We start from the raw sequence: 20,879 nt of genomic DNA on the forward strand, positions 1-20,879 counted from the left end.
GCCCTCCTGCTCCTGCTCATCCCCCCCGAAGAAAGCCCCCCCCGCCCGACTCCCCCCACCCGACTCCCGCTCGCCCCCCTCCGCCAGCGCCCCCCAGGCGCCCCCACCCGAACCCCGCCCATCCTCCGGTGCCCACATCCCATGGGAGTTCCCATGGCCCCGTGCGTCACTTCGGAACATCACTCCCCCCTGTCGCGATGCAGTCGAAGCAGCCGTACTCCCCCGTCGCCGCCCTCTTCCTTCTGAAATACGTTTCGAGCCTTTTTCCTTGAGCGTCCTTGTTCAAAAAAATTCGGAGCGCCTCCCCCGAGAACGCCCCGAAAAACATGCAACTCTCTCGAAATTCAGGAGAGCCATGAAACGGCTGTTACTTGTTTCAGCGCTCGTCGCTCACGGTTGACGACTCCACCGGAGGAGGCGGGGGGATGGAGAGCTTCGCCGAGAAGACGGGCGTGGCCTCCTCCCCGGGTGCGCGCAGGCCCCTGTCCCGCTCCGGCGGTGGGTCCGGAATCTCCTGGGCGATGATGTCCGCGCCGGGCTTCCCCAAGCTCGAGTTCTTCATGTGTGAATCCCCCCCTGTTCGACGTTTCAAGGCACGACGCGCCATCACGTGGACGCAAGCGTCACCTTCAGAACGCGGGGGGTCGGAATCCTTGAAGACGCTCCGCCACGTCACTCGAACAGGAGGACCTGGGCGGGCCACGTCGCGGCCGGCTCACGGGCCAGCCACGCCAGGCGCTCGTCACGCAGGGCCCGGGCGGCCGGGGCCCCCGCGCGGATGCGCTCGCGCACGGCTTCGAAGAAGCGCCCCGCCGTGTCGGGGATGTCACCGGTGGAGGCGAGCACCGTGCGTGCCCCCGCCTCGATGAAGGCCACCGGCAGGCTCACCGGCTCGTGCAGGAACGGCGCGGCCCGAGCGGCGCCACACGCCGCGAGCAGGACGAGGGGCGCGCCGAGCAGTGGCTGCTCGCGCACCTGGGCCGCCGCGAGCGCGTACCGCCCGTCCTCTTCCGGAGCGAGCACCAGCAGCGAGCTGTCCGACAGCTCCGGGCTGAAGAGGCCGTGCGTGTGGATTTCAATCTCGCGCGCCTGGGCCATCTCCCGCAGCACGCGCGACGGGGTGGCTCCGGCGCCGCGCAGCTCCACGCGCAGCGGGTCCGGCACTCGGGGCCCTTCCAGGGGAGAGAGCTTCTCCAGCCCGAGCGCCTGCGGCGCCTCCACGCCCGTGACGACGAGGTGGCGCCCGACAGGGCCGTGCGCCTCGGGAGCGGGCCCTCCCCGGCCCACGCGGTAGCTCCACGCCAGGTCCGCGGGCAGCAGTCCGGGAAGGCCATGCACGGGCGGCAGGGCCAGCACGTCCACGTGCTCACAGCCCCGGAGCGCCGCCACCAGGCGCGGAGGAACCAGGCCCTCCGCCGTCCCATGCAGGGGCGTGGAGCGCTGGTCGTCATAGACGCCCGCCAGCGAGCCCTCCGCGTCGCGCACGGTGACCACCGTGCGCTCGTGGTCCACGGATACCGCCAGCACACAGCGCTCCGGAGCGGGCACGCGCAGCGCCTGCCCCATCAGCTCCAGCACCTGCTCCTGGACGCCCGAGCGGCCCGCGTCGCTCACCAGCACGCCGTACGCGAAGCCTCGCGCCTTGCGAGCGTCCACGTCCCGGGGGAGCGACTCCGCCGCGTCGATGGCGCCGTGGAGCAGCTCCCGGCCCGACGCGCGCTCGCGCTCCAGCATGAACTGCCCTTCCAGGAAGGTGAGCATCGCCAGCTCACCCGCCGTGCGCGAGCCGCGCCGCAGCTCGTCGAGCGTGCGCCGCAGCAGATCCTCGTCGCGGACCTCCGCGCCATGGCGGGCCAGATACGAGAGCACCCACGCGCCCGACATGCCCAGGGGCCGTCCGCAGCGGGTGGCCTGCTCCAGCTCCTCGCGGGCCTCGTCCGGACGGAAGTCGGCCCAGGCCACCATGGCGAGGTTGCGATGCGCGTACGTGCGCTGCTCGCACTCATCGGGAATGCGGGCCAGTGACTCGCGCAGGAAGGCCCGCGCGCTGGCCGCGCTGTGGCGATAGCGGGCAATCTGCGCCATCTCCTGGAGGAACTGCTGCTCCAGGTTCCACTCGCCCAGCTCCCGCGTCAGGCGCCAGCCGTCACGCGCCTCCTCCAGCGCATCGGCCGGACGGTGCAGGCGCACGAAGAGGTCCGCCAGCCGTCGTCGCAGCGTGGCGCACCGGTAGGCCAGCCCCCGCCCCGAGCACGACGCCAGCGCCGCGCGCAGCCGCTGCTCCGCCTTCCACCACTGACCCTGGAGTTCCTCGCGCACGGACAGCTCGCGCTCGGCGAGCAGCACCAGCCACGGGTCTCCTCCCGCCCGGGCGATGCGCACGAAGTCATCCAGGTGGCTCGCCACCGCGTCACGCGACACGAGCGCACCCAGGTACAGGTCATCCTCGCCGGAGCGCCGCAGCGTCTCCAGATAGGCCTCCGGCGTGGGGTGCTCGTCGCGCAAGAGCCGCACGTACTCGCGCGCCAGCGGACCGCGCCGCTGGAAGTCCGCGCGTGAGACAGCGTGCACGGTGTCTCGCAGCGTGGCGCTGCCCTGCACCTCGTCCAGCACCTCCGCGAGCGGCAGCAGTCGCAGCGCCGCCTCTCGCGTGGGCGCGGCCCTCAAGGCGTCATAGAAGGCCAGCCGCACCACACCCGGGAAGCGGCGGGCCTCATCCAGGGGAAGCCGCGCACCCTCCAGCGTGGCCAGGTTCTGCGCCGCCGCCCGGGCGTCGTGGAAGTCCCGCGAGCGCAGGAGCGTCTCGCTGCGCAGCGCCTGGGAGCGCACCCGGGCCTCCTCGCTCCACCCGGCCTCTCCCTGCTTCGCCACCGCGTCGAAGGCCTCCGCCGCCTGGAGCGTCAGCCCCAGCTCCCGCAGCACCAGCGCCCGGTTCCACAGCGCCTGCGGATGGTCCGGAGACTTGCGCAACACGGCCTCCAGCAACTCCAGCGCGTCCTCGCGGCGGCCCTGCTCCAGCGCGATGACCGCCAGGTCGCTGTCACGGTCCAACGACGCGGGAGTCCGCCGCAGGAAGTCCGCCGCCTGCCGCACGTCCCGTCGCACCAGGTACGCGGCGGCGATGCCGTGCAAATCCCCCCGGTCCTCCAGCTCCGCCAGCTCGCGCAGCGGCAGGGGCGTCGTCACCACGGGAGCCTCGGGCCCGGCGCGCATCGGCACGTAGCGCCGATACCCGTCCGCCCGCGCATAGGCGACCCGTGCCTCCAACGCGCGCTGCGCCGGATGCGCCGTCCACACCTCTGGCGGCGTGTCCCGCCCGCGAGGCACGGCCAGCACCAGCACCAGCAGCCCCAGCGCCACCGCGCCCGCGGCCCACCAGCCCACTGGGGCCCGCCGCGCGGGCAACATCGAGCGCAGCCGCTGGTGCCACACCGGCTTCGGCCAGGGCGGCGCGGGCCACGCCGGAGGCGACTCGTAGCGAGGCGCCTCCTCCTCGACCTCCTCCTCATCCTGGAGAGGAAGCCCCTCCGGGTGGAGCGCCTGGAAGCCGAGCAGCTCCAGCTGCATCGCCTCATGCAACCCGGACGCGCACATCGCGCAGCGGGCCAGGTGGTGGCGGAAGTTCTCCTCGTCGACCGGGGGCAACTCGCCATCCAGGAACAGATACAACCGATGACACGGAGGGCTCATACCAGCCCTCCGCCGTCCGTCAGCGGCATCAGCAGCTCGCGCAGCTCCTTGCGCGCCTGGAACAGCCAGCTCCCCACGGTGCCCTCGGGCACCCCCATGCGCTGGGCGATGGCCCGGTAGCGCAGTCCCGTGGCGTGCAGCTCGAACGCCTCACGCACGCGCGGATTGGGCAGCCGGGAGATGGCCTGGACCAGGTCCGCGTCGGTGATGCGCTCCCACATCTCCCCCGTCCTGGCGTCGGGAGACTCCACGTCCTCTCGCACGAGCCGGATGTCCCGGCGCTCCTGCTCCAGCAGCTCCGTCCTGCGCTTGCGGCACTGGTCCAGGAAGTGATTGGTGAGCGCCCGGCACAGCCACGCCCGGTACACGGGCTCTGGCTGCGCGGACAAGGTGGCATGGTGGACGAGCGCCCGGACAAGCGCTTCCTGCGCCAGATCCTCCGGGTCGATACCACCCTGGCCGCACAGACGCCTCGCCAGGGCCACGAGCATGGGCCTGACGCGCTGAGCGAACTCTTCAAAGCCTTCGTGTGCCACGGCGGCACTGTAGGCCACGGTGAATCGCTTCACCGAGGCATTGCGATGGTCCCTCATCGACCCCTCGCCCTCCTTCCACGCCCACTCGAAACGCAGCCACCCGGAATCCTTGGGTCGCCGTCCGGAAACCGACGCAGCCACGCCGGTTTCCGCCGCCTCCCCGACACCGTTGCAGCCCCCAGGGCGGAGTCGACCCGCCACCTGGAGGACACCGCGTCTTGCGGCCTCCCTCGACTGCATGGAGGTCCCACGGACGGCGCATCGGCGAGGACCTCGCGCCGTCGCGAGTGACTCGCTCAGCCCGGAGGACCGGTGGGCGGAGGGTCTCGCACATCGGGACGCGCCGACTCCGGCGGGGGGACGACGGAGTCTCGCGGCGCGTCGGACTCCACCACGGGCGCCTTCTTCGGAACCGCCGCCCCGCTCACCGCCGGCCCTTGCAGGGCAGGGGTCTCCTCCGCCGGCTTCGCATCGCTCATGCAGCTCGTCATGTCGCACGGCTCCTGGGGTCCGCCGTCCCTCCCGCAAGATGCGGGGCACCAGCGGCCCTCAAGCCATAGAACGCACGACGTCCTGCTTGTTGCCGGAAACCTCCAACGTCACAACCCCCGAGGCGCGCCTGGACAGGCGCTCACTCGAAGAGGAGGACGTGGGACAGCCACCGCGCGTCATCGGGGTGCTCGCGCAGCCACAGCGCGCGCGCATCCCTCAGCGCCACGGACGGACGCGTGCCCGCGCGGATGCGCTCACGCACCTTCTCGAAGAAGGCCCCCGCCGAGTCGGGAATCTCCACGGAGGCGGCCAGCACCGCGCTCGCGCCCGCGGAGATGAAGGCCACGGGCAGGCTGTAGGACTCGTGCGGAAACGGCGCCGTCCTCGCCGCGCCACACGTGGCCAGCAGCACCAGCGGCGCGTGCTTCAAGCGCGTCTGACGGACCCTGTCGGCGCTCAGCGCGTAGTCGCCATCCGCATCCGGTGCGAGCACCACCATCGACGCATCCGACAAGGAGGCGCTGAACAGCCCATGGGTGTGGATTTCAATCTCGGACGCATCCGCCATCTCTCTCGCCACGCGCGACGGCGTGGCCTCCCCGCCCCGGAGCTCCACACGCCACGGGTCCGGCACGCGCGGCGCGGTCAGCGCCCCCAGCTTCGGTAATCTCAGCGCGGGCGGGCTCGCCACCTCCGTGATGACCAGGTGGCTGGAGCCCCCACCCTGCGCCGGCGTGGGGCGCCCACCACGTCCCACCCGATAGCTCCACGCCAGCTCGCCCGGCAGCAACCCGGTGAGCCCGTGCACAGGAGGACGGGTCAACACGTCCACGTGCTCGCAGCCCGTCAGCTCCTTCAAGAGTTCATCGGGCACCAGCCCCGAGGCGTCGTCTCGCAGCGGCACCCGTCGCCCCGTGGAGTACGCCCCCTTCAGCTCACCACCGGGTCCCCGCGCGAGCACCAGGGTGCGCTCGTGCTGGAGCGACACCGCCAACAGACAGCGGGTGGGAGCGGGCTCGACGCTCAGCTCGCGCGCCATCAACGACAGGGCCTCGTGCCAGGCCCCGGCGCGCCCCGCCTCGGACAGCAGGGCGGAGTAGCCGAAGGCCAGGGCCTTGCGCGCATCGACACTGTCCGGCAGGTGCTCCGCCATCGACACGCCCCGCCAGAGCAGCGCCTGCCCCGTGTCATGCGACTGCTCCAGCGCGAACTGGCCCTCGAGGACGAGCAGCAGCGCCTCGCGGCCCGGCGAGACGCCCGCCTGTCTCAGGTCCGCCAGGGCGCGGCGCAGCCAATGTCCGTCATGCGGCCGGGGCTGGAAGCGGGCCAGCTCCGACAACACCCGCGCGCCCGTCATCCCCAGGGGCCGCTCGCACTCCAGCGCCCGCTCCAGTGACTCGCGCGCAGCCTCCGGGCGGAACCGCTGCCACTCCAGCAAGGCCACGTTGCTGTGCACATGCGTGCGCTGCGCGCAGTCCTCCGGCATGCGGACCAGCGACTCCTCCAGATAGGCCCGGGCGCTGGTGAAGGAGTGCTGGTAGCGCGCCACGTCCGCCAGCTCCTGGAGGAACACCTGCTCGTAGCGCCACTCGCGGGCCTCCTGCGCGCGGCTCCAGCCATTCCATGCATGTTGGAAGGCCTCGGCGGGGCGGTGCAGGTCCAGGTACAGGTCCGTGAGCGCCTGCTCCAAGCCCAGGCAGCGATACACCAGGCCCTGCTTCTGGCACGAGTCCAGCGCCTCCAGCAGTCGCTGCTCGGCGTTCCACCAGCGCCCCTCGCGTTGGTCCACGCGCGCCAGCTCCAGCTCTCCGAACACCCGCATCCACGGGTCCTCGGAGGCCCGCGCCAGTCGCACCAGCGCCGCCGAGTCCACGGGCTGTCGCGCGAACCCCGCGAGCACGAGCGCGCCCAGGTACAGGTCATCCTCCCCCGAGCGGCGCAGCTCCTCCATCACCGCTCCCGAGGGCGACAGCGCCCCCAGCACGAGCTGCGCATACCTCCGCGCCAGGGGCCCCCGTCGCGTGAAGTCCCGCTCCGCCACGCGCGCCAGCCACGTCTGGAGGACGCTCCCCCCGTAGCGCTCGTCCAGCGCCCGGGCCAGCGGCAGCAACCGCAGCACGTCCTGCCGTCGAGGCGCCGCGCGCACCGCGTCGTAGAAGGCGAGCCGGAGGATGCCCGGATGGTCCCTCACCGCCGCCACGGGCAGCGGCGCCGACGCATCCGTCAGCAAGTCGCGCGTCGCCGCGAAGGCGTCCTTCCAGGCCCTCCCGCGAGAGAGCGTGGACTCCCGCAGGGCGCGCTCACGGGAAGCGGCCTCCTCGCTCCAGCCCGGCTCCCCCAGCTTCGCGACCTCACCGAACGAGTCCGCCGCCTGGAGCGTCAGCCCCAGCTCGGCCAGCGTCAGCGCCCGGTTCCACAGGGCCTGGGGATGTCGCGGCGCGACGCGCAGCACCTCCGACAGCAGCTCCAGCGCCTCTTCCAGGTGCGCATGCCGGCTGTCGAGCGGCCCGTCCTGCCGAGCCTGCTCCAGCGCCAGGAGCGCCAGATCAGAGTCCCTGTCCACCGAGGGAGGCAGGCGCTTCAGGAAGGCCAGCGCCTGACGGGGCGCGCCATGGAGCAGGTACGCGGTGGCGATGCCGTGCAGGTCTCCTCGGGCCTCCATCCGCGACAGCTCGTGGAGCGGCAGCGAAGGGACGCCGGGGCGCTCCCAGGGTCCACCCCGGTCCGGGACAAAGGGCTGATGACGCGCATCCACGGCGCGATACGTCACCCGCGCCTCCAGCGTGCGAGGGCCATCCTTCACCAGCCAGGCCAGGTCATCACCGCTCCAGTGGCTGGCGCTGGGAGATATCAGCAACATCGCGAAGCAGGCGACGAGCACGCGGAACCCGGAGCCGACATCCCCCCGCCGAGGCCTCCAGCGCTTGCGCTCCGTCGACTCGGACGGCTTCTCGATGGGCGGCGCGAGCGAGGGCAGCGCCTGGTGCGCCAGCAGCTCCAGTTGCAGCGCATCTCGGAAGCGCGCCTCGCAGCGCTCACACCCACCCAGGTGCTGACGGAACCCACCCTGCTCCACCGCGTCCATCTGTCCATCGAGGAAGCGAGGCAGGTCCTTGCAATCGGCGCTCATCGCCCCCGCTCCCGGCGTCGACGCTCGGCCGTCTCGCGCAGCAGTTCTCGTAGCTCCAACCGGGCGTGATGCAGGCGCGCTCCCACCGTCCCCGGCGATACGCCAGTCTCACGAGCGATGCGTGCATAGGACATCCCTTGGAGGTACAGCTCGAAGGTCAGACGGAGTCTGGGGCTGAGGAAGCCCAGCGCCCGCTTCACGTCGTCTTCACCGACGTGACACCACAGCTCGTCCTGCGCGGCTTCGTCGATGTGCTCGGCTTCTTCATGCAGCTCGAGCAGGTTGCGCAGCCGGTCCGCCTCGCTCTTCCTGCGACGGCACCGGTCCAGGAAGCAGTTCTCGGCGACGCGCCCCAACCAGAAGCGCTGCTTGTACGACTCCCAATGCTTCAGGTGCTCCCACTGGAGCAGCGCACGCAACAACACATCGTGCACCAGGTCCTCGACCTCGTGCTCGATACCCACACAATACTTCCTGAGAATGGCAAACAACACGGGTTGGAACTGGCGAGCGAAGACCTCGAAATCCGTCCCCGGCACTCCAGACGGAGGCTCCACCACCCTCAATCTTGGCCTTGCCCTCATGGCCGCCTCCTTCCCTTTCACCAGAGAACGCGGCAGGTCTGCTTTATTGCCGACAACCTCTTTTCCTCACAGCCACGGCACTCCCGCGACATCTGCAAACCCAGGAGACAAACTGTCTACATTTGGACAGTATGACTTCAGGAGGCGGCAACGGATAGGGGTACAGGCTGCGACTGTGGAAGCGTCAACACGAAGCTCGCGCCCCCCAGGGACTCGGAGCGGCTGGCCCGCACCGAAGCTCCATGACGCTCCAGGATTCCCCGGGCAATCGCCAATCCCAGACCTGTTCCTGGCCTGGGTCCTTCGCGACGCCGCCCCGTGACGAAGGGTTGGAACAGCCGGGGGAGCAACTCCGGAGGGATGCCGGGGCCGTTGTCCTCCACGGTGACCTGGAGACTCGCATCGGCGCGCTCACACCGCACCCGCAAGACAGGCGCGGGTGTGTCGCGCAGCGCGAGCAAGGCATTCTCCAGGACAATCACAAACACTTGCGACAGCTGGGACTGGTCCGCCTCCAGCTCGAAGGGCTCGCCGTCTGGAAGCTCGAAAGAGACCTCCGGCGCCAGCGCGCCCAATCCCTGTCGCGCGGTGGAGTACGCCAGCGCCACGGTGGCGAGCATGTCCACGCGGCGCAGCTCCAGCGGCCGGGGCCGGCCATAGCGCAGCAGCTCGTCCACGAAGTGACCGGCGCGGGAAATCTGCTCGCGCATGGCGGCGACGGCGTCCGCATCCACGCCCTGGCGCTCCAGGAGCTTCAGGTGCGCGGCGAGGACGCCCAATGGATTTCGCACCTCGTGGGCCACGGCGGAGGTGAACTGCCCCAGCTCGGCCAATCGCGCCGCCTGGTCCGCGCGGGCCTCCTGCTCGGCCAGGGCCGCCACCAGCTCCGTGCTGGTGGCGCGGCCCTTGAGCAGCCGACGGCCCAGCCACTCCTGGATGCCCTGCCGCAACGGCTCGAAGGCGAGCGCCGCCAGTGCCAGCAGGAAGAAGGCGCCCACCCGGTACTCGAGCAGGAAGGGCTGCCCGCTGCCCGCCATCAGCGTCAGCACGCCGAAGAGGAAGCCCGCCGACAACACCGCCGCCATCGCCGAGTACACGAGGCTGCGCTCCAGGAGCCGACGCTCACCGGGAGGCTGGTGGGAGTTGACGACGTGCACCAGCACCAGCAGCGAGGCCAGCACGCCGTACATCCCGAAGGGCAGCGCGTAGCCGCCCGACAGGAGCAGCGCCGTGCCCAGGCCACCCGAGTACGCCAGCGCGCCGACGATGCCCAGGCTGCGCAGGAGAGGCCGACGCTCTGGCGTCTCGCGAGGATAGGAGCGGGCCAGGTGGAGCAGCGGCACCAGGGCCGCGGAGACCGACAGCGCGATGACGGGCCAGAACAGCGGCCCCCGCTTCATCGCCAGCGGTCCATACAGCGCCTCCGGGAAGAGCGCGCCCACTCCGGTGACGACCGCCGCCACGGCGTAGGCCAGCGCCACCTGTCGGTAGGAGCGCTGCCGGGTGACCTCGTACGCGACATGGAGGTATGCGGCGGCGGTGAAGGCCCCGCTGGCGGCGAAACGCTCTCCCAGCCACGCATACCGGGGCACGCATATCAAGAGCAGCGAGCCGCTCCAGACGGCCGTGGCCAGGCAGTACAGCGTCAGCCCCCGTGCGTCCCGGCCGCGAAACGCGGCGGTGAAACACAAGAGGAGCGACACCGAGAGGACAGGCACGAGGCTGTAGGCGAACAGGGGCCCCATGGACGGAGTGTGGCAGATGTTCCTAGGCTGCGCGCCCTGTCGGCGCCCCCGGGCGATTCGGCGTCACCAGGAGTCATGAGCAGTGCGGCACTTCGCCATGGTCGCGGCCGGGGCCACCCTCTGGGGGTGTTGGTCCCTCTTCCTCCGGCCCGCGGGCCTGTCCTGGGCCCAGAACGCGCTGTTGGCCCTCATCGCCATGTCGCTGCCGGTGCCCTTCCTCCTGCGCGGCGCCCCCTGGCGTGACAGGCGCGCGACCGGGGCCCTGCTCGTCGTGGGCCTGGCGGACGCGGCCAACATCAGCCTCTTCTTCGCCGCCATGAAGCGCGGCCCCGTCTCGGTGGCGGTGCTCACGCATTACCTGGCCCCCCTGCTGCTGGCGCTCGTGGCCCCCTGGGTGCTGGGCGAGCGGCGCTCCGTCCGGGCCCTGGTCGCCGCGCCAGTGACGCTGCTGGGGCTGGTGCTGCTCATCGGCCGGCCGGATGGGACGGGCGGCGCGGGGATGACGGCGGCGCTGGGCGCGGGCAGCGCCCTGTTCTACGCGGCCATCGTCCTGGGGACGAAAGCGGCGACACGGGCATATTCTCCCCTGGCGGTCGCGTCGCTCCATGCGCCGGTGTCGGCGGGGGTGTTGTTGCTCATCGCCGGGAGGGACGCCTTGCCCTCGGCGATGGATGGGGCCACGCTCCAGGTGCTGGCCGGAGGCGCGGTGTGCGGACTGATGGGGACCGTCCTCTTCAATGCCGGGCTGCGCCATGTGCCCACGGCGGCGGCGGGGGCCCTGACCTACCTGGAGCCTCTCACGGCCTCCCTGGTGGGCTGGGCCGTCTTCTCGGAAGCCCTCTCCCCCGTGGGGGTGGCGGGCGGACTGCTGGTGTTGGGCGCGGGGGTCTGGGTCTCCGCTGAACTCCCCACTTGCAAGGTCGGGGAATCCTTTGGTCCTCTTGGGTGAACGAAGCTCTTGCTTGCAGTGCAGCGCCTTGGCGACGCCGTATGCCCATGGAAACCGCAGCAGACAGCCGTGAGTATCGCGTCCTCTTCTTCTGTCCCGCGTCCAACGCGCGACTGGAGCGGCTGGAGGCACCCGTGCGGCGATTGCTGTCACGAATCCAGGCGCCTCCCGCGGAGCTGACGCCCATCCAGGAATCGGGCGCGCTCACCGAGGCGGGTTGGCAGGTCTACCTGGTGCGCTCGCTCACCGAGCGCTCCGCGGCCCAGGCCATGGCCGCGTACGTGAGCGAGGCGACATGCGCGCTCGCGGCCGAGGTCGACGCGGAGGTGCTGGGCCTCTACGTGGATGTGTCGGGCGACTCGGCGCGCATCTGCCGCTGTGGGCCGGAGGACGGGCCGGAGACCTTCGCGGGCCGGCGACAGGCGGCGCTCAACCGCACGGCCGAGTGGCTGGAGGTGGCGCCCATCCTCCTGTCCGCCATCTTCCAGCTCGATGTGCCGGACGCCGACTACGAGCCGGACGCGGACGACCGCTACGTCGAGGAGAAGCTTCGTGAGGCGCGCGTGCTGATGGAGCGATACCGTCAGGGGAAATGAGGTCTCGAACTCCGGAGGACCTCGCGGGTCGCTGTCCGCGCTGTTTTCTGCCCACCGCGCTGTGCCTGTGCGCCGAGCTGCCCGTCGTCTCCACGCGCACCGAGCTGCTCATCATCCGTCACCACAAGGAGACGCTGAAGTCGACGAACACGGCTCGCATGGCCGCGCTCGCGATGCCTCGGTGTCGCATCGTCTCGTATGGCTCGCCGGCCGAGCGCTTCGATGTATCGACGCTCGAAGACGACGGCGCCACCTGGCTCCTGTTCCCCACGACGCAGCAGGCGCCCGCGCCGGATGCCGCGCTTCCGAAGCGGCTCATCGTCCTGGACGGGAGCTGGGGTCAAGCGAAGCGCATGGTGCAGCGGGTGCCCGCGCTGCGCCGGCTGCCGAGCCTGATGCTACCTCCACCGCCCGCGGACTCACGCAGGCTGCGCAGGCCTCCGCATCCGGATGGCATGTCCACGCTGGAGGCCATCGCCGGTGCATTCGCCCACCTGGAAGGCGAGGACGTGGCAAGGCCCCTCTACGCGCTGCATGAGCTGATGATCGACCGCGTGCTCGCGAGCCGGGGACGGGGGACAAGCCTCTCGTGCGACGAGGACGACGGGGACTGAACGAGGCTCAGCAGGACGCGCCGTCGGTGCAGCGCGCCTTGCGCATCTCCGCGGCGAACGGCGTGGGCTCCAGGAAGCCGGTGATGCGCGGGCGCGTGAGCACCTTGCCGTCCGGAGCCACGAAGGCCACCGTCGGCAGGCCCTCCACCCCGAAGCGCTCCATCAGCGCGTCGAGCGCGTCCTCGCTGTTCGTCGCGTCAATCTTGATGTTGAGGAACTGCCCTTCCGACGACTGCGAGATGACCTCGGGCGCCGGATACGTCTCGCGGTCCAGCTCCTTGCAGGCCGCGCACCAGTCCGCGAAGAAGTCGATGAGCACCGGGCGCCCTTCCGTCTTCGCCTGGGCCAGCACCTTCTCGAACGCATCCGCGGAGAACGTCGCCTGCTTGGCGGGCATCACGTGGTGCCACTGCCAGGACGGCGCGCGCGGCGGCTCGGCCACGCCCAGGCGCACCCACAGTTCTCCCACCGGGCCCGCGTCCAGCGCGCCACCGCGAATCACCAGCGCCACGACCACCAGCGCCACGCCGAACGCCTTGAACGAGAACTCCCGCGCGCCTTCCTTGAAGGAGCGGTGCACCGCGCCCACCAGCACGCCCACCACGGCCAGCACGGAGGCCACCATCGCGCCCGGCACCCGGCCCAGCTCCGCGCCCAACAGCTTCACCACGCCGCGCGCCCAGGGAGACGCGTCCTTCAGGTAGCTGAAGGCCAGCGCGACGAGGACGATGCCCAGCACGCTCTTCACCCACTCCATCCACACGCCGCTCTTGGGCAGCCGCACCGTGGACACGCCGAGGATGAAGAAGGGCACGCCGATGCCCAACGCGTAGATGAACAGCAGCGAGGCCCCCAGCGTCGTGTTCGCCGTCTTCGCCACGAAGGCCAACAGGCCCGTCAGCACCGGCCCCGTGCACGGCGCCGCGAGGAACCCGGACACGCTGCCCATCAGGAACGCACCCGCCACGCCCGCGCCGCCCACCGAGTTCAGCCGCGTCTGGAGGCTCGACGGCAGCGCCAGCTCGAAGGCGCCGAACATGGATGACGCGAGCAGCAACAGGAACACCGCCAGCCCCGTCACCACCGCCGGATGGCCCAGCATCGAACCGAAGGCCTGGCCCGTCTTCGCCGCGAGGATGCCCAGCGCGCTGAACACCACGCCCATGCCCACGATGTAGGACGTGGTGAGCAACAGCGCCTTGCCCCGACTCTCCGCCTTGCGGGCCCCGAAGACGGACACCGTAATCGGGATGAGCGGGTAGACGCAGGGCGTCAGCGCGGTGAGCAGACCACCGCCGAAGACGATGGCCGCGCCGACGAAGAGGTTTCCGGACTCGAGGAAACGCGCCGCGTCGAGCTCCGTGCTGGGCCCGGTGGGCAACAGCCACGGCACCACGGCCACCGCCACGCCGGCCAGCACGGCCATCAATCCCAGCTTCTTGGCATTCATGCGCGCTTCGCTCCGTCTTCCCGAAAGGGCCTGCCTTGTATACGCAGGCCCCGGTCAGCGGGCTACTGCGCCGTGGGGGTAAGCGAGGAGGCGGGCACCTTCAAGCCCGCGGAACGCGCCAGCCCCATGACGCCCTCCACCGCGGCGGCGATGTAACCAAAGGGATTTGCTCCATCCACCGCCGTGACGTGGACCTCGCCCATCTTCTGCTGGAAGGCCGCCGCCACCTGAGGCAACTGCTGCGCGAGCGTCATCTGGATGACCTCCGGACTGATGGTGTTCTCGATGTCGCGCAGCGCGCGGGCCCGCGCCAGCTCCAGCTCCTGCCGCGCGTTCTCCCGGCGCACCTCCAGCTCCGCGATGGTCACCTCCGCCTCGGCGATGAAGCGCCGGGACTGCACCACCTGGAGCTGGGCCTTGAGCTTCTCCACTTCCTGGAGCTGCTCGGCCAGTTGCCCCTCGTGCCGCGCCGCCGTCTGCTCCTGCTCGCGGCGCATCCGCTCCAGCTCCATCTGCGCCCGGGCCGTCGCCTGCTCCTCCTCACGGCGAAGGCGCTCCAGCTCCATCTGCGCACGCGCGTGCTCCGCCTCCTGCTCGCGCTGCAGGCGCACCAGCTCGAACCGGGCCTGCGCGGCCTCGGCCTCCTGCGCCAGCTTCTGCTTCTCCAGCTCCAGCTTCGCGCGGCCGAAGTCCGCGTCCTGCTCTTGCTTGAGCTTCTCCAGGGCGATGCGCGCGCGCGTCACCTCGATTTCCTGCTCGCGCGCCAGCTTCTCCATGTCCACCTGCGCGCGGCTCGTCGCCAGCGCGCGCTCGGAGACAATCTTCGCTTCCGACAGCCGCGCCTCGGCGTTGAGCGTCTCCAGCTTGGCCTGCTCGTCGGAGACCTGCTTCTTCTGGCGGACCTCCTGCTCGGCGGCCAGCTTGGTGAGCGCGACCTCACGCTCCACCGTCACCTGCTCCTGCTTCAGCGTGCGCTCCTGGGCCAGCTTCGCCTCGGCCACGCGCGCTGCCACGGCCAGCGTCTCCAGCTGGGATTGCTCGTCCGCCGTCTGCTTGCGCTGGCGGACCTCGTCCTCGGCCTCCAGGCGCTGGAGGTTCAGCTGTCGCTCGGCCTCCGTCTCCTCGCGGTGGACGAAGCGCTCCTTGGCCAGCTCCGCCTCGCGCGCCTGCCGCTCCTGCTCGCGGCGGAAGCGCGCCTGCATGTTCTCGAAGACGGTGGACGACAGGACGCGCACGTCCTGGATTTCAATCGTGTCCAGCAGCACGCCCCAGCCCGCGTCCACCGAGTCTTCCAGGCGCCCCTTCCCCGAGAGCACCGGCGCGATTTCGCGCATCAGCTCCGTGGAGATGCCCTCCTTGCGCCGCGACAGGCACTCCTCCACGGAGAGGTTGGCCACGAGGCGCCGCGCCGCGCCCACGAACATCTCCCGCAAGAGCTCCGCCAGCTTCTCCTGCGCCCGCTCCGGGAAGGAGAAGTTGAGCATGCGGAAGGCCACCAGCGGGTCCGCGATGCGGTACACCGCGAGGCCCGTCACCTGCACGCCCACCTTCTCGCTCGTCACCTGGTCCGCGGTGAACTGGAGCCGCTGGATGCTGGTGGGGACAATCGCCACCGAGTCACCCGGCCACTTGAAGCAGCTGGCGCCCTGACCGCTGACGTCGCGCACCCGGCCCCGACGCATGTGAACGAGAAACTCGCTGGGCCGCGCGGTGATGAGACCCCAGCGCTTCATCTTCTCCGGGTCCTCCGCCGGCTTCCCCGCGCGCCAGCCGTCCGAGTAGCGGTTGCGCTCCATCCCCCCTCCGGAGCCGCCCTCCACCCGGACCAGCTGTGTCCGACCGGGCTCCGTGGACTCCGCCTGCTGCTCCCTCGACCGGGCCGTCTGCTTCGCGTTCGCGCTCATGCCTGCCTCCTGATGGACCACCCAGGTTGCAGCCCCCCAGCCAGCGCGGACTCCATGGGAATTCAGACGCTTACAGGCGACAGTAGCCGCCGTGTCGCGCCATTTCGGACCACCCCGCTCCAGGACGGCGCACCCGGGAGTGATCCACCCTGGCCCAGCCGTTCCACCGCCGACATCCCCTCCACCCGGCCAGTCCCAGCAGGTCTCTCGTCCGCCTTATGTTCGCTTGACCCGAGGGCACCCGATTTTATAATTGACCAGTCCGGTCCACATTCATGTGTGACGGTGTATGCCCGCCGCAGCGCGCCCCTGGGTGGCGCCGGGGTGCGGGGGCAGCAGTAAGCCCCTTCAGGAAGGTGTGGGAAGCGATGCTGAAGCTGCCGATCTACATGGACAACCACGCCACCACGCCGCTGGACCCGCGTGTGCTGGAAGTGATGCTCCCGTATCTGCGCGAGGACTTCGGCAACGCGTCCAGCCGCAACCACGTGTTCGGCTGGAAGGCCGAAGCCGCGGTGAAGAAGGCCCGCCAGCAGGTGGCCGAGCTCATCGGCGCGACGGACCAGGAGATTGTCTTCACCTCCGGCGCCACCGAGTCCGACAACCTCGCCATCAAGGGGGTCATCGAGTACTACAAGTCGAAGGGTGACCACATCATCACCCTGAAGACGGAGCACAAGGCCATCCTGGACACCTGCAAGCGCCTGGAGCGCGTGCGCCAGGAGCGCCTGGACGAGCTGAAGCTGCTGCGCCTGGGACAGCTGGCCGAGCGCGACGTGTCGCCCGAGGAAGTGGCGGAGCTGGCCGCGAAGCACGACCTGGAGAACGACGCGACGTACAAGAAGTGGGCGGAGCTGCCCACCGGTGGCGCGCGCGTGACGTACCTGGACGTGGAGCAGGACGGCCGGGTGAACCTGGAGAAGCTCGAGGAGGCGATGACGCCGAAGACGGTGCTCGTCTCCATCATGTTCGCCAACAACGAGATTGGCGTGGTGCAGCCTGTCGCGGAGATTGGCGCGCTGTGCCGCAAGAAGGGCGTCCTCTTCCACTGCGACGCGGTACAGGGCATCGGCAAGGTGCCCTTCGACGTGGAGGCGATGAAGGTCGACCTCGCGTCCATCACCTCGCACAAGATGTACGGCCCCAAGGGCATCGGCGCGCTGTACGTGCGCCGCAAGCCGCGCGTGCGCATCGCCCCCCTCATCGACGGTGGCGGCCACGAGCGCGGCATGCGCTCCGGCACGCTGAACGTCGCGGCCATCGTCGGCTTCGGCCACGCGGCGCAGCTGGCCCGCGAGGAGCTGGCTGACGAGGCCGCCCGCATCCTCCGCCTGCGCGAGAAGCTCCGGAAGGGGCTCACCGACGCGCTGGACATGACGGTGCTCAACGGCTCGCTGGAGCACCGGCTGCCGGGCAACCTCAACATCTCCTTCGCCCACGCCGAGGGCGAGTCCCTGATGATGGGCATCAAGGACGTGGCGGTGTCGTCAGGCTCCGCGTGCACGTCCGCCTCGCTGGAGCCCTCCTACGTGCTGCGCGCGCTGGGGGTGGACGAGGAGCTGGCCCACAGCTCCATCCGCTTCGGCCTGGGCCGCTTCACCACCGAGGAGGAGGTCGACTTCGTCGTCAACCTCGTCGTCGACAAGGTCCGCAAGCTGCGCGACATGAGCCCCCTCTACGAGATGGCCAAGGAAGGCATCGACCTCAAGAGCATCGAGTGGACGGCGCATTAGCGCGCCTTTCCAGGCAATCAGCGGGGCGCATGGCCCCTCGACCGGTGGGCATTGCTCCCCGGAACCTTTGGTGAGAAGCATCCGTTGAAGGAGTTGGCATGGCTTACAGCGACAAGGTCATCGACCACTACGAGAACCCCCGCAACGTCGGGACGATGGACAAGGAAGACCCGAACGTGGGCACGGGCCTCGTGGGGGCTCCCGCGTGCGGCGACGTGATGCGCCTGCAGCTCAAGATTTCCGACGACGGGCTCATCGAGGACGCGCGCTTCAAGACGTTCGGCTGCGGGTCCGCCATCGCCTCCTCATCGCTCGTCACCGAGTGGGTGAAAGGCAAGACGGTGGACCAGGCGATGACCATCTCCAACAAGGACGTGGCCCGGGAGCTGTCGCTGCCGCCGGTGAAGATCCACTGCTCGGTCCTCGCCGAGGACGCCATCAAGGCGGCCATCGAGGACTTCAAGAAGAAGCGCGCCGCGCGCAAGGCCCAGGCATCGTAAGGGTGTTGGTGCGGCGAACTTCACGACTCCAGGAGGCGAAACCATGAGCGACCAGGCAACCCAGCAGACGACGCAGAGCCCGGTGCCTGGCCCCGCGCCCGTGGCCAAGGCCGCCCCCAAGGGCATCGTCGTGGCGGACAGCGCGGTGGCTCGGCTGAAGGAGCTGCTGGAGCAGCGCCAGACGCCCGACGCCGGCCTGCGGCTGGCCGTGAAGGGCGGCGGGTGCTCGGGCCTCCAGTACTCCATGGAGTGGTCCGAGAAGTCCCGCGAGCGCGACAAGATTTTCGAGAGGGACGGCGTGCGCGTCTTCGTGGACCCGAAGAGCTACCTGTACCTCATCGGCACGGAGCTGGTGTTCGAGCAGACGCTCATGGCCTCCGGCTTCAAGCTGAACAACCCCAACATCAAGGCCGCTTGCGGCTGCGGAGAGAGCTTCTCCGTCTGAGTGGGGACAGCCTTCGTCCCTTCCCTTCCGGAAGGGACACCGTCACGCGGGGTCCGGCCAGCCGCCGGGCCCCTTTCGTTTGTCTGGCCCACACCCCCATGGAGCACACCGAGTGAGGACCCACTTCGACGTCTTCGGGCTGCCGCGCGCCTATGACGTGGACGTGCCCGCGCTGGAGAAGCACTACCGCGAGCTTTCGCTCCAGTCGCATCCGGACCGCGTGGCCCAGGCCGACGCGCGCGAGCGCCTCAAGGCCCTGGAGAACACCACCGCCCTCAACGAGGCCTTCAAGACGCTGAAGGACCCGGTGCGCCGCGCCTTCTACCTCCTGAAGCTGCACGGTGTGGATTTGGACCGCGAGGACGCGGGCGCGCAGAAGGACATGCCCCTGGAGTTCCTCGAGGAGGTCATGGAGCTGCGCGAGGCGCTCGACGGGGCCATGGAGAAGAAGGACCTGGCCCGCGTGCAGACCATGGGCGGCCAGGTGCAGGGGCGGCGCAAGGCGGCGCTCGACGAGGCGGCCGGTGTCCTCAGGGCACTGGAAGGTGGGGGGCCAGCGGAGGAAGCGCCGGCCCAGGTGAGAAAGGCATCGCACGCGCTGGGGCGGGTGCGCTACTTCACGCGCTTCCTCGAGCAGGTGGACGCGTTCGAGGAGGAAAGTCTGTCGTGAGCAAGAACGGCTACCTGCAGATCCACGACCCGCTGAAGCCCAAGGGCCAGGCCGTGGGCATCGACCTGGGCACCACGCACTCACTCGTCGCCGCGGTGGCGCAGGGCAAGCCCCGCTGTGTCCCGGTGGACGAGGGCGACTCGCTGCTGCTCCCCTCCGTCGTGCACTACGGCAAGGACGGCGGCGTCATCACCGGCGCTCGCGCTCGCACTCTGGCCGGCGAGCACCCTACCGACACCATCGCCTCCGTGAAGCGCTACATGGGGCGAGGCCCCGACGACGCGGAGACGCGCAAGCTCTCGCACTACAAGTTCGTGCCCGGCGCCAACGTGGTGCGCTTCGACGTGGCCGGCGGCAACCCGGTGACGCCCATCGAAGTCTCCGGCGAAATCCTGCGCGCGCTGAAGCGCCGCGCGGAGGCCCACTTCTCCATGAAGGTGGAGCAGGCCGTCATCACCGTGCCGGCGTACTTCGACGACGCCCAGCGCCAGGCCACCAAGGACGCGGGCCGGCTCGCGGGCCTGGAGGTGCTGCGGCTGCTCAACGAGCCGACGGCGGCGGCGCTGGCCTACGGGCTCGACAAGGGCAGCCAGGGCACCTTCGCCGTCTACGACTTGGGCGGCGGCACGTTCGACATCTCCATCCTCAAGCTGGTGGATGGCGTGTTCGAGGTGAAGTCCACCGGCGGCGACTCCGCGCTGGGCGGTGACGACTTCGACCGGGCGATTGCGTCACAAGTCTTCCAGGCGCTCGGCATCAACGAGCCCTCCCCTTCCATCGTCGCGCAGACGCTGGCGGCCTCGCGCAAGGCGAAGGAGGCGCTCACCGACGCGCCCGAGGCGACCGTCACCGTGGGCGGCCAGTCGCACACCGTGAAGCGCGCGGACTTCGACGCGTGGATTCAGCCCCTGGTGAACAAGACGGGCCTCGTGTGCCGTCGGGCGCTGAAGGACGCGGGCGTGGCGGCTGGGGAGCTGGACGGCGTCATCCTCGTCGGCGGCTCCACGCGCGTGCCCGCGGTGCGGCGCTTCGTGGCGGAGCTGTTCGGCCGCGAGCCCCTGGGTGACATCGACCCGGACCAGGTGGTGGCGCTGGGCGCAGCGGTGCAGGCGGACCTGCTCACCAACGAGGACCGTCAGGACGAGGTGCTGCTGCTGGATGTGATTCCGCTGTCGCTCGGGCTGGAGACGATGGGTGGCATCACCGAGAAGTTGATTCAGCGCAACTCCACCATCCCCACGGCGGCGGCGCAGGTGTTCACCACGTTCAAGGACGGGCAGACGGGCCTCGACGTGCACGTGGTGCAGGGCGAGCGCGAGCTGGTGGAGGACAACCGCAGCCTCGCGCGCTTCACCCTCTCCGGCATCCCTCCGCTGGCGGCGGGCATGGCGCGCGTGGAGGTCCGCTTCCAGGTGGACGCGGACGGCATCCTCTCCGTCGCCGCGAAGGAGCAGAGCACCGGCGCGGAGCAGTCCATCACCGTCAAGCCGAGCCACGGCCTCACGGAAGAGGAGATCGAGCGGATGCTGCTCGACTCCATCGAGTACGCGGAGGACGACATCCAGGCCCGGCAGTTGCGGGAGCAGCGGGTGGACGCCGAGCGCGTGCTGGCGGAGGCGGACCGGCAGCTGCGCGAGCACGGCACGCTGGTCCAGGGCGACGAGCGGGCCGCCATCGACGCGGCCCTCGCGAAGGTGCGCGAGACGGCCCAGGGCAAGGACTACCTGAAGCTGAAGGAGGCCGTGCACGCGCTGGACGAGACGTGCCGCCCCTTCATCGAGCGGGTGATGAACCAGGCCATCACCCAGGTGGTGGCCGGCCAGTCGGTGGAGGACTACTGA

The 20,879-nt window shown here is 70.2% G+C and carries 17 protein-coding genes; 8 read left to right on the forward strand and 9 right to left on the reverse strand.

The window, feature by feature from the left end; all coding sequences use genetic code 11:
* Positions 1–376: 376 nt before the first annotated feature.
* The 7 genes from LZ199_RS22520 to LZ199_RS22550 form a co-directional block, all read right to left on the reverse strand.
* Positions 377–562, reverse strand: coding sequence for a hypothetical protein (locus LZ199_RS22520; protein ID WP_253995794.1), 186 nt, complete (start codon positions 560–562; stop codon positions 377–379).
* Positions 563–672: 110 nt separating this feature from the next.
* Entirely contained in the window at positions 673–3,690 is a 3,018-nt protein-coding gene (locus LZ199_RS22525) for a CHAT domain-containing protein (RefSeq protein WP_253995795.1), read from the reverse strand.
* Positions 3,687–4,283 (reverse strand): RNA polymerase sigma factor, encoded by a 597-nt coding sequence (locus LZ199_RS22530; protein ID WP_163862317.1) that lies wholly within the window; start codon positions 4,281–4,283, stop codon positions 3,687–3,689. Before LZ199_RS22530 ends, LZ199_RS22525 begins: the two co-directional genes overlap by 4 nt.
* Before the next feature lie 239 nt (positions 4,284–4,522).
* Complete coding sequence (locus LZ199_RS22535; RefSeq protein WP_253995796.1) at positions 4,523–4,717, reverse strand: hypothetical protein; 195 nt, start codon at positions 4,715–4,717, stop codon at positions 4,523–4,525.
* Positions 4,718–4,857: 140 nt separating this feature from the next.
* Positions 4,858–7,848, reverse strand: coding sequence for a CHAT domain-containing protein (locus LZ199_RS22540; RefSeq protein WP_253995797.1), 2,991 nt, complete (start codon positions 7,846–7,848; stop codon positions 4,858–4,860).
* The gene (locus LZ199_RS22545; protein ID WP_256569323.1) at positions 7,845–8,432 is read right to left on the reverse strand and encodes an RNA polymerase sigma factor; all 588 of its coding nucleotides are present in this window, start codon (positions 8,430–8,432) and stop codon (positions 7,845–7,847) included. The genes LZ199_RS22540 and LZ199_RS22545 overlap by 4 nt, the downstream gene beginning before the upstream one ends.
* Positions 8,433–8,569: 137 nt before the next feature.
* A complete protein-coding gene (locus LZ199_RS22550; RefSeq protein WP_253995799.1) occupies positions 8,570–10,177 on the reverse strand; it encodes a sensor histidine kinase in 1,608 nt (535 codons plus the stop codon).
* Between the two features lie 82 nt (positions 10,178–10,259).
* Between LZ199_RS22550 and LZ199_RS22555 the strand changes: the two genes are divergently transcribed.
* From LZ199_RS22555 to LZ199_RS22565, 3 genes are read left to right on the forward strand one after another with little or no spacing between them, the layout of a single operon-like run.
* Positions 10,260–11,126, forward strand: coding sequence for a DMT family transporter (locus tag LZ199_RS22555; protein WP_253995800.1), 867 nt, complete (start codon positions 10,260–10,262; stop codon positions 11,124–11,126).
* A gap of 47 nt (positions 11,127–11,173) precedes the next feature.
* Positions 11,174–11,722, forward strand: a complete 549-nt coding sequence (locus LZ199_RS22560; protein WP_163862303.1) for a hypothetical protein — start codon at positions 11,174–11,176, stop codon at positions 11,720–11,722.
* Positions 11,719–12,336, forward strand: coding sequence for a tRNA-uridine aminocarboxypropyltransferase (locus LZ199_RS22565; RefSeq protein WP_253995801.1), 618 nt, complete (start codon positions 11,719–11,721; stop codon positions 12,334–12,336). The genes LZ199_RS22560 and LZ199_RS22565 overlap by 4 nt, the downstream gene beginning before the upstream one ends.
* 7 nt (positions 12,337–12,343) lie before the next feature.
* Here the strand turns inward: LZ199_RS22565 and LZ199_RS22570 are convergent, their stop codons facing one another.
* The gene (locus LZ199_RS22570; protein WP_253995802.1) at positions 12,344–13,786 is read right to left on the reverse strand and encodes a protein-disulfide reductase DsbD family protein; all 1,443 of its coding nucleotides are present in this window, start codon (positions 13,784–13,786) and stop codon (positions 12,344–12,346) included.
* 62 nt (positions 13,787–13,848) lie between these two features.
* Positions 13,849–15,690: an SPFH domain-containing protein gene (locus LZ199_RS22575; protein ID WP_253995803.1), complete on the reverse strand. Its 1,842-nt coding sequence runs from the start codon at positions 15,688–15,690 to the stop codon at positions 13,849–13,851.
* A 371-nt stretch (positions 15,691–16,061) separates the two neighbouring features.
* Between LZ199_RS22575 and LZ199_RS22580 the strand changes: the two genes are divergently transcribed.
* From LZ199_RS22580 to hscA, 5 genes are all read left to right on the forward strand, one after another.
* Positions 16,062–17,423 (forward strand): IscS subfamily cysteine desulfurase, encoded by a 1,362-nt coding sequence (locus tag LZ199_RS22580; RefSeq protein ID WP_253995834.1) that lies wholly within the window; start codon positions 16,062–16,064, stop codon positions 17,421–17,423.
* A gap of 98 nt (positions 17,424–17,521) precedes the next feature.
* The gene (iscU, locus tag LZ199_RS22585; RefSeq protein ID WP_141644221.1) at positions 17,522–17,923 is read left to right on the forward strand and encodes a Fe-S cluster assembly scaffold IscU; all 402 of its coding nucleotides are present in this window, start codon (positions 17,522–17,524) and stop codon (positions 17,921–17,923) included.
* 43 nt (positions 17,924–17,966) lie between these two features.
* Positions 17,967–18,368: a HesB/IscA family protein gene (locus LZ199_RS22590; RefSeq protein ID WP_253995804.1), complete on the forward strand. Its 402-nt coding sequence runs from the start codon at positions 17,967–17,969 to the stop codon at positions 18,366–18,368.
* Between the two features lie 112 nt (positions 18,369–18,480).
* A complete protein-coding gene (gene hscB, locus LZ199_RS22595; RefSeq protein ID WP_253995805.1) occupies positions 18,481–19,038 on the forward strand; it encodes a Fe-S protein assembly co-chaperone HscB in 558 nt (185 codons plus the stop codon).
* Complete coding sequence (gene hscA / locus LZ199_RS22600; RefSeq protein WP_253995806.1) at positions 19,035–20,879, forward strand: Fe-S protein assembly chaperone HscA; 1,845 nt, start codon at positions 19,035–19,037, stop codon at positions 20,877–20,879. Before hscB ends, hscA begins: the two co-directional genes overlap by 4 nt.

The organism is Myxococcus qinghaiensis (assembly GCF_024198215.1).
GTDB lineage: Bacteria > Myxococcota > Myxococcia > Myxococcales > Myxococcaceae > Myxococcus > Myxococcus qinghaiensis.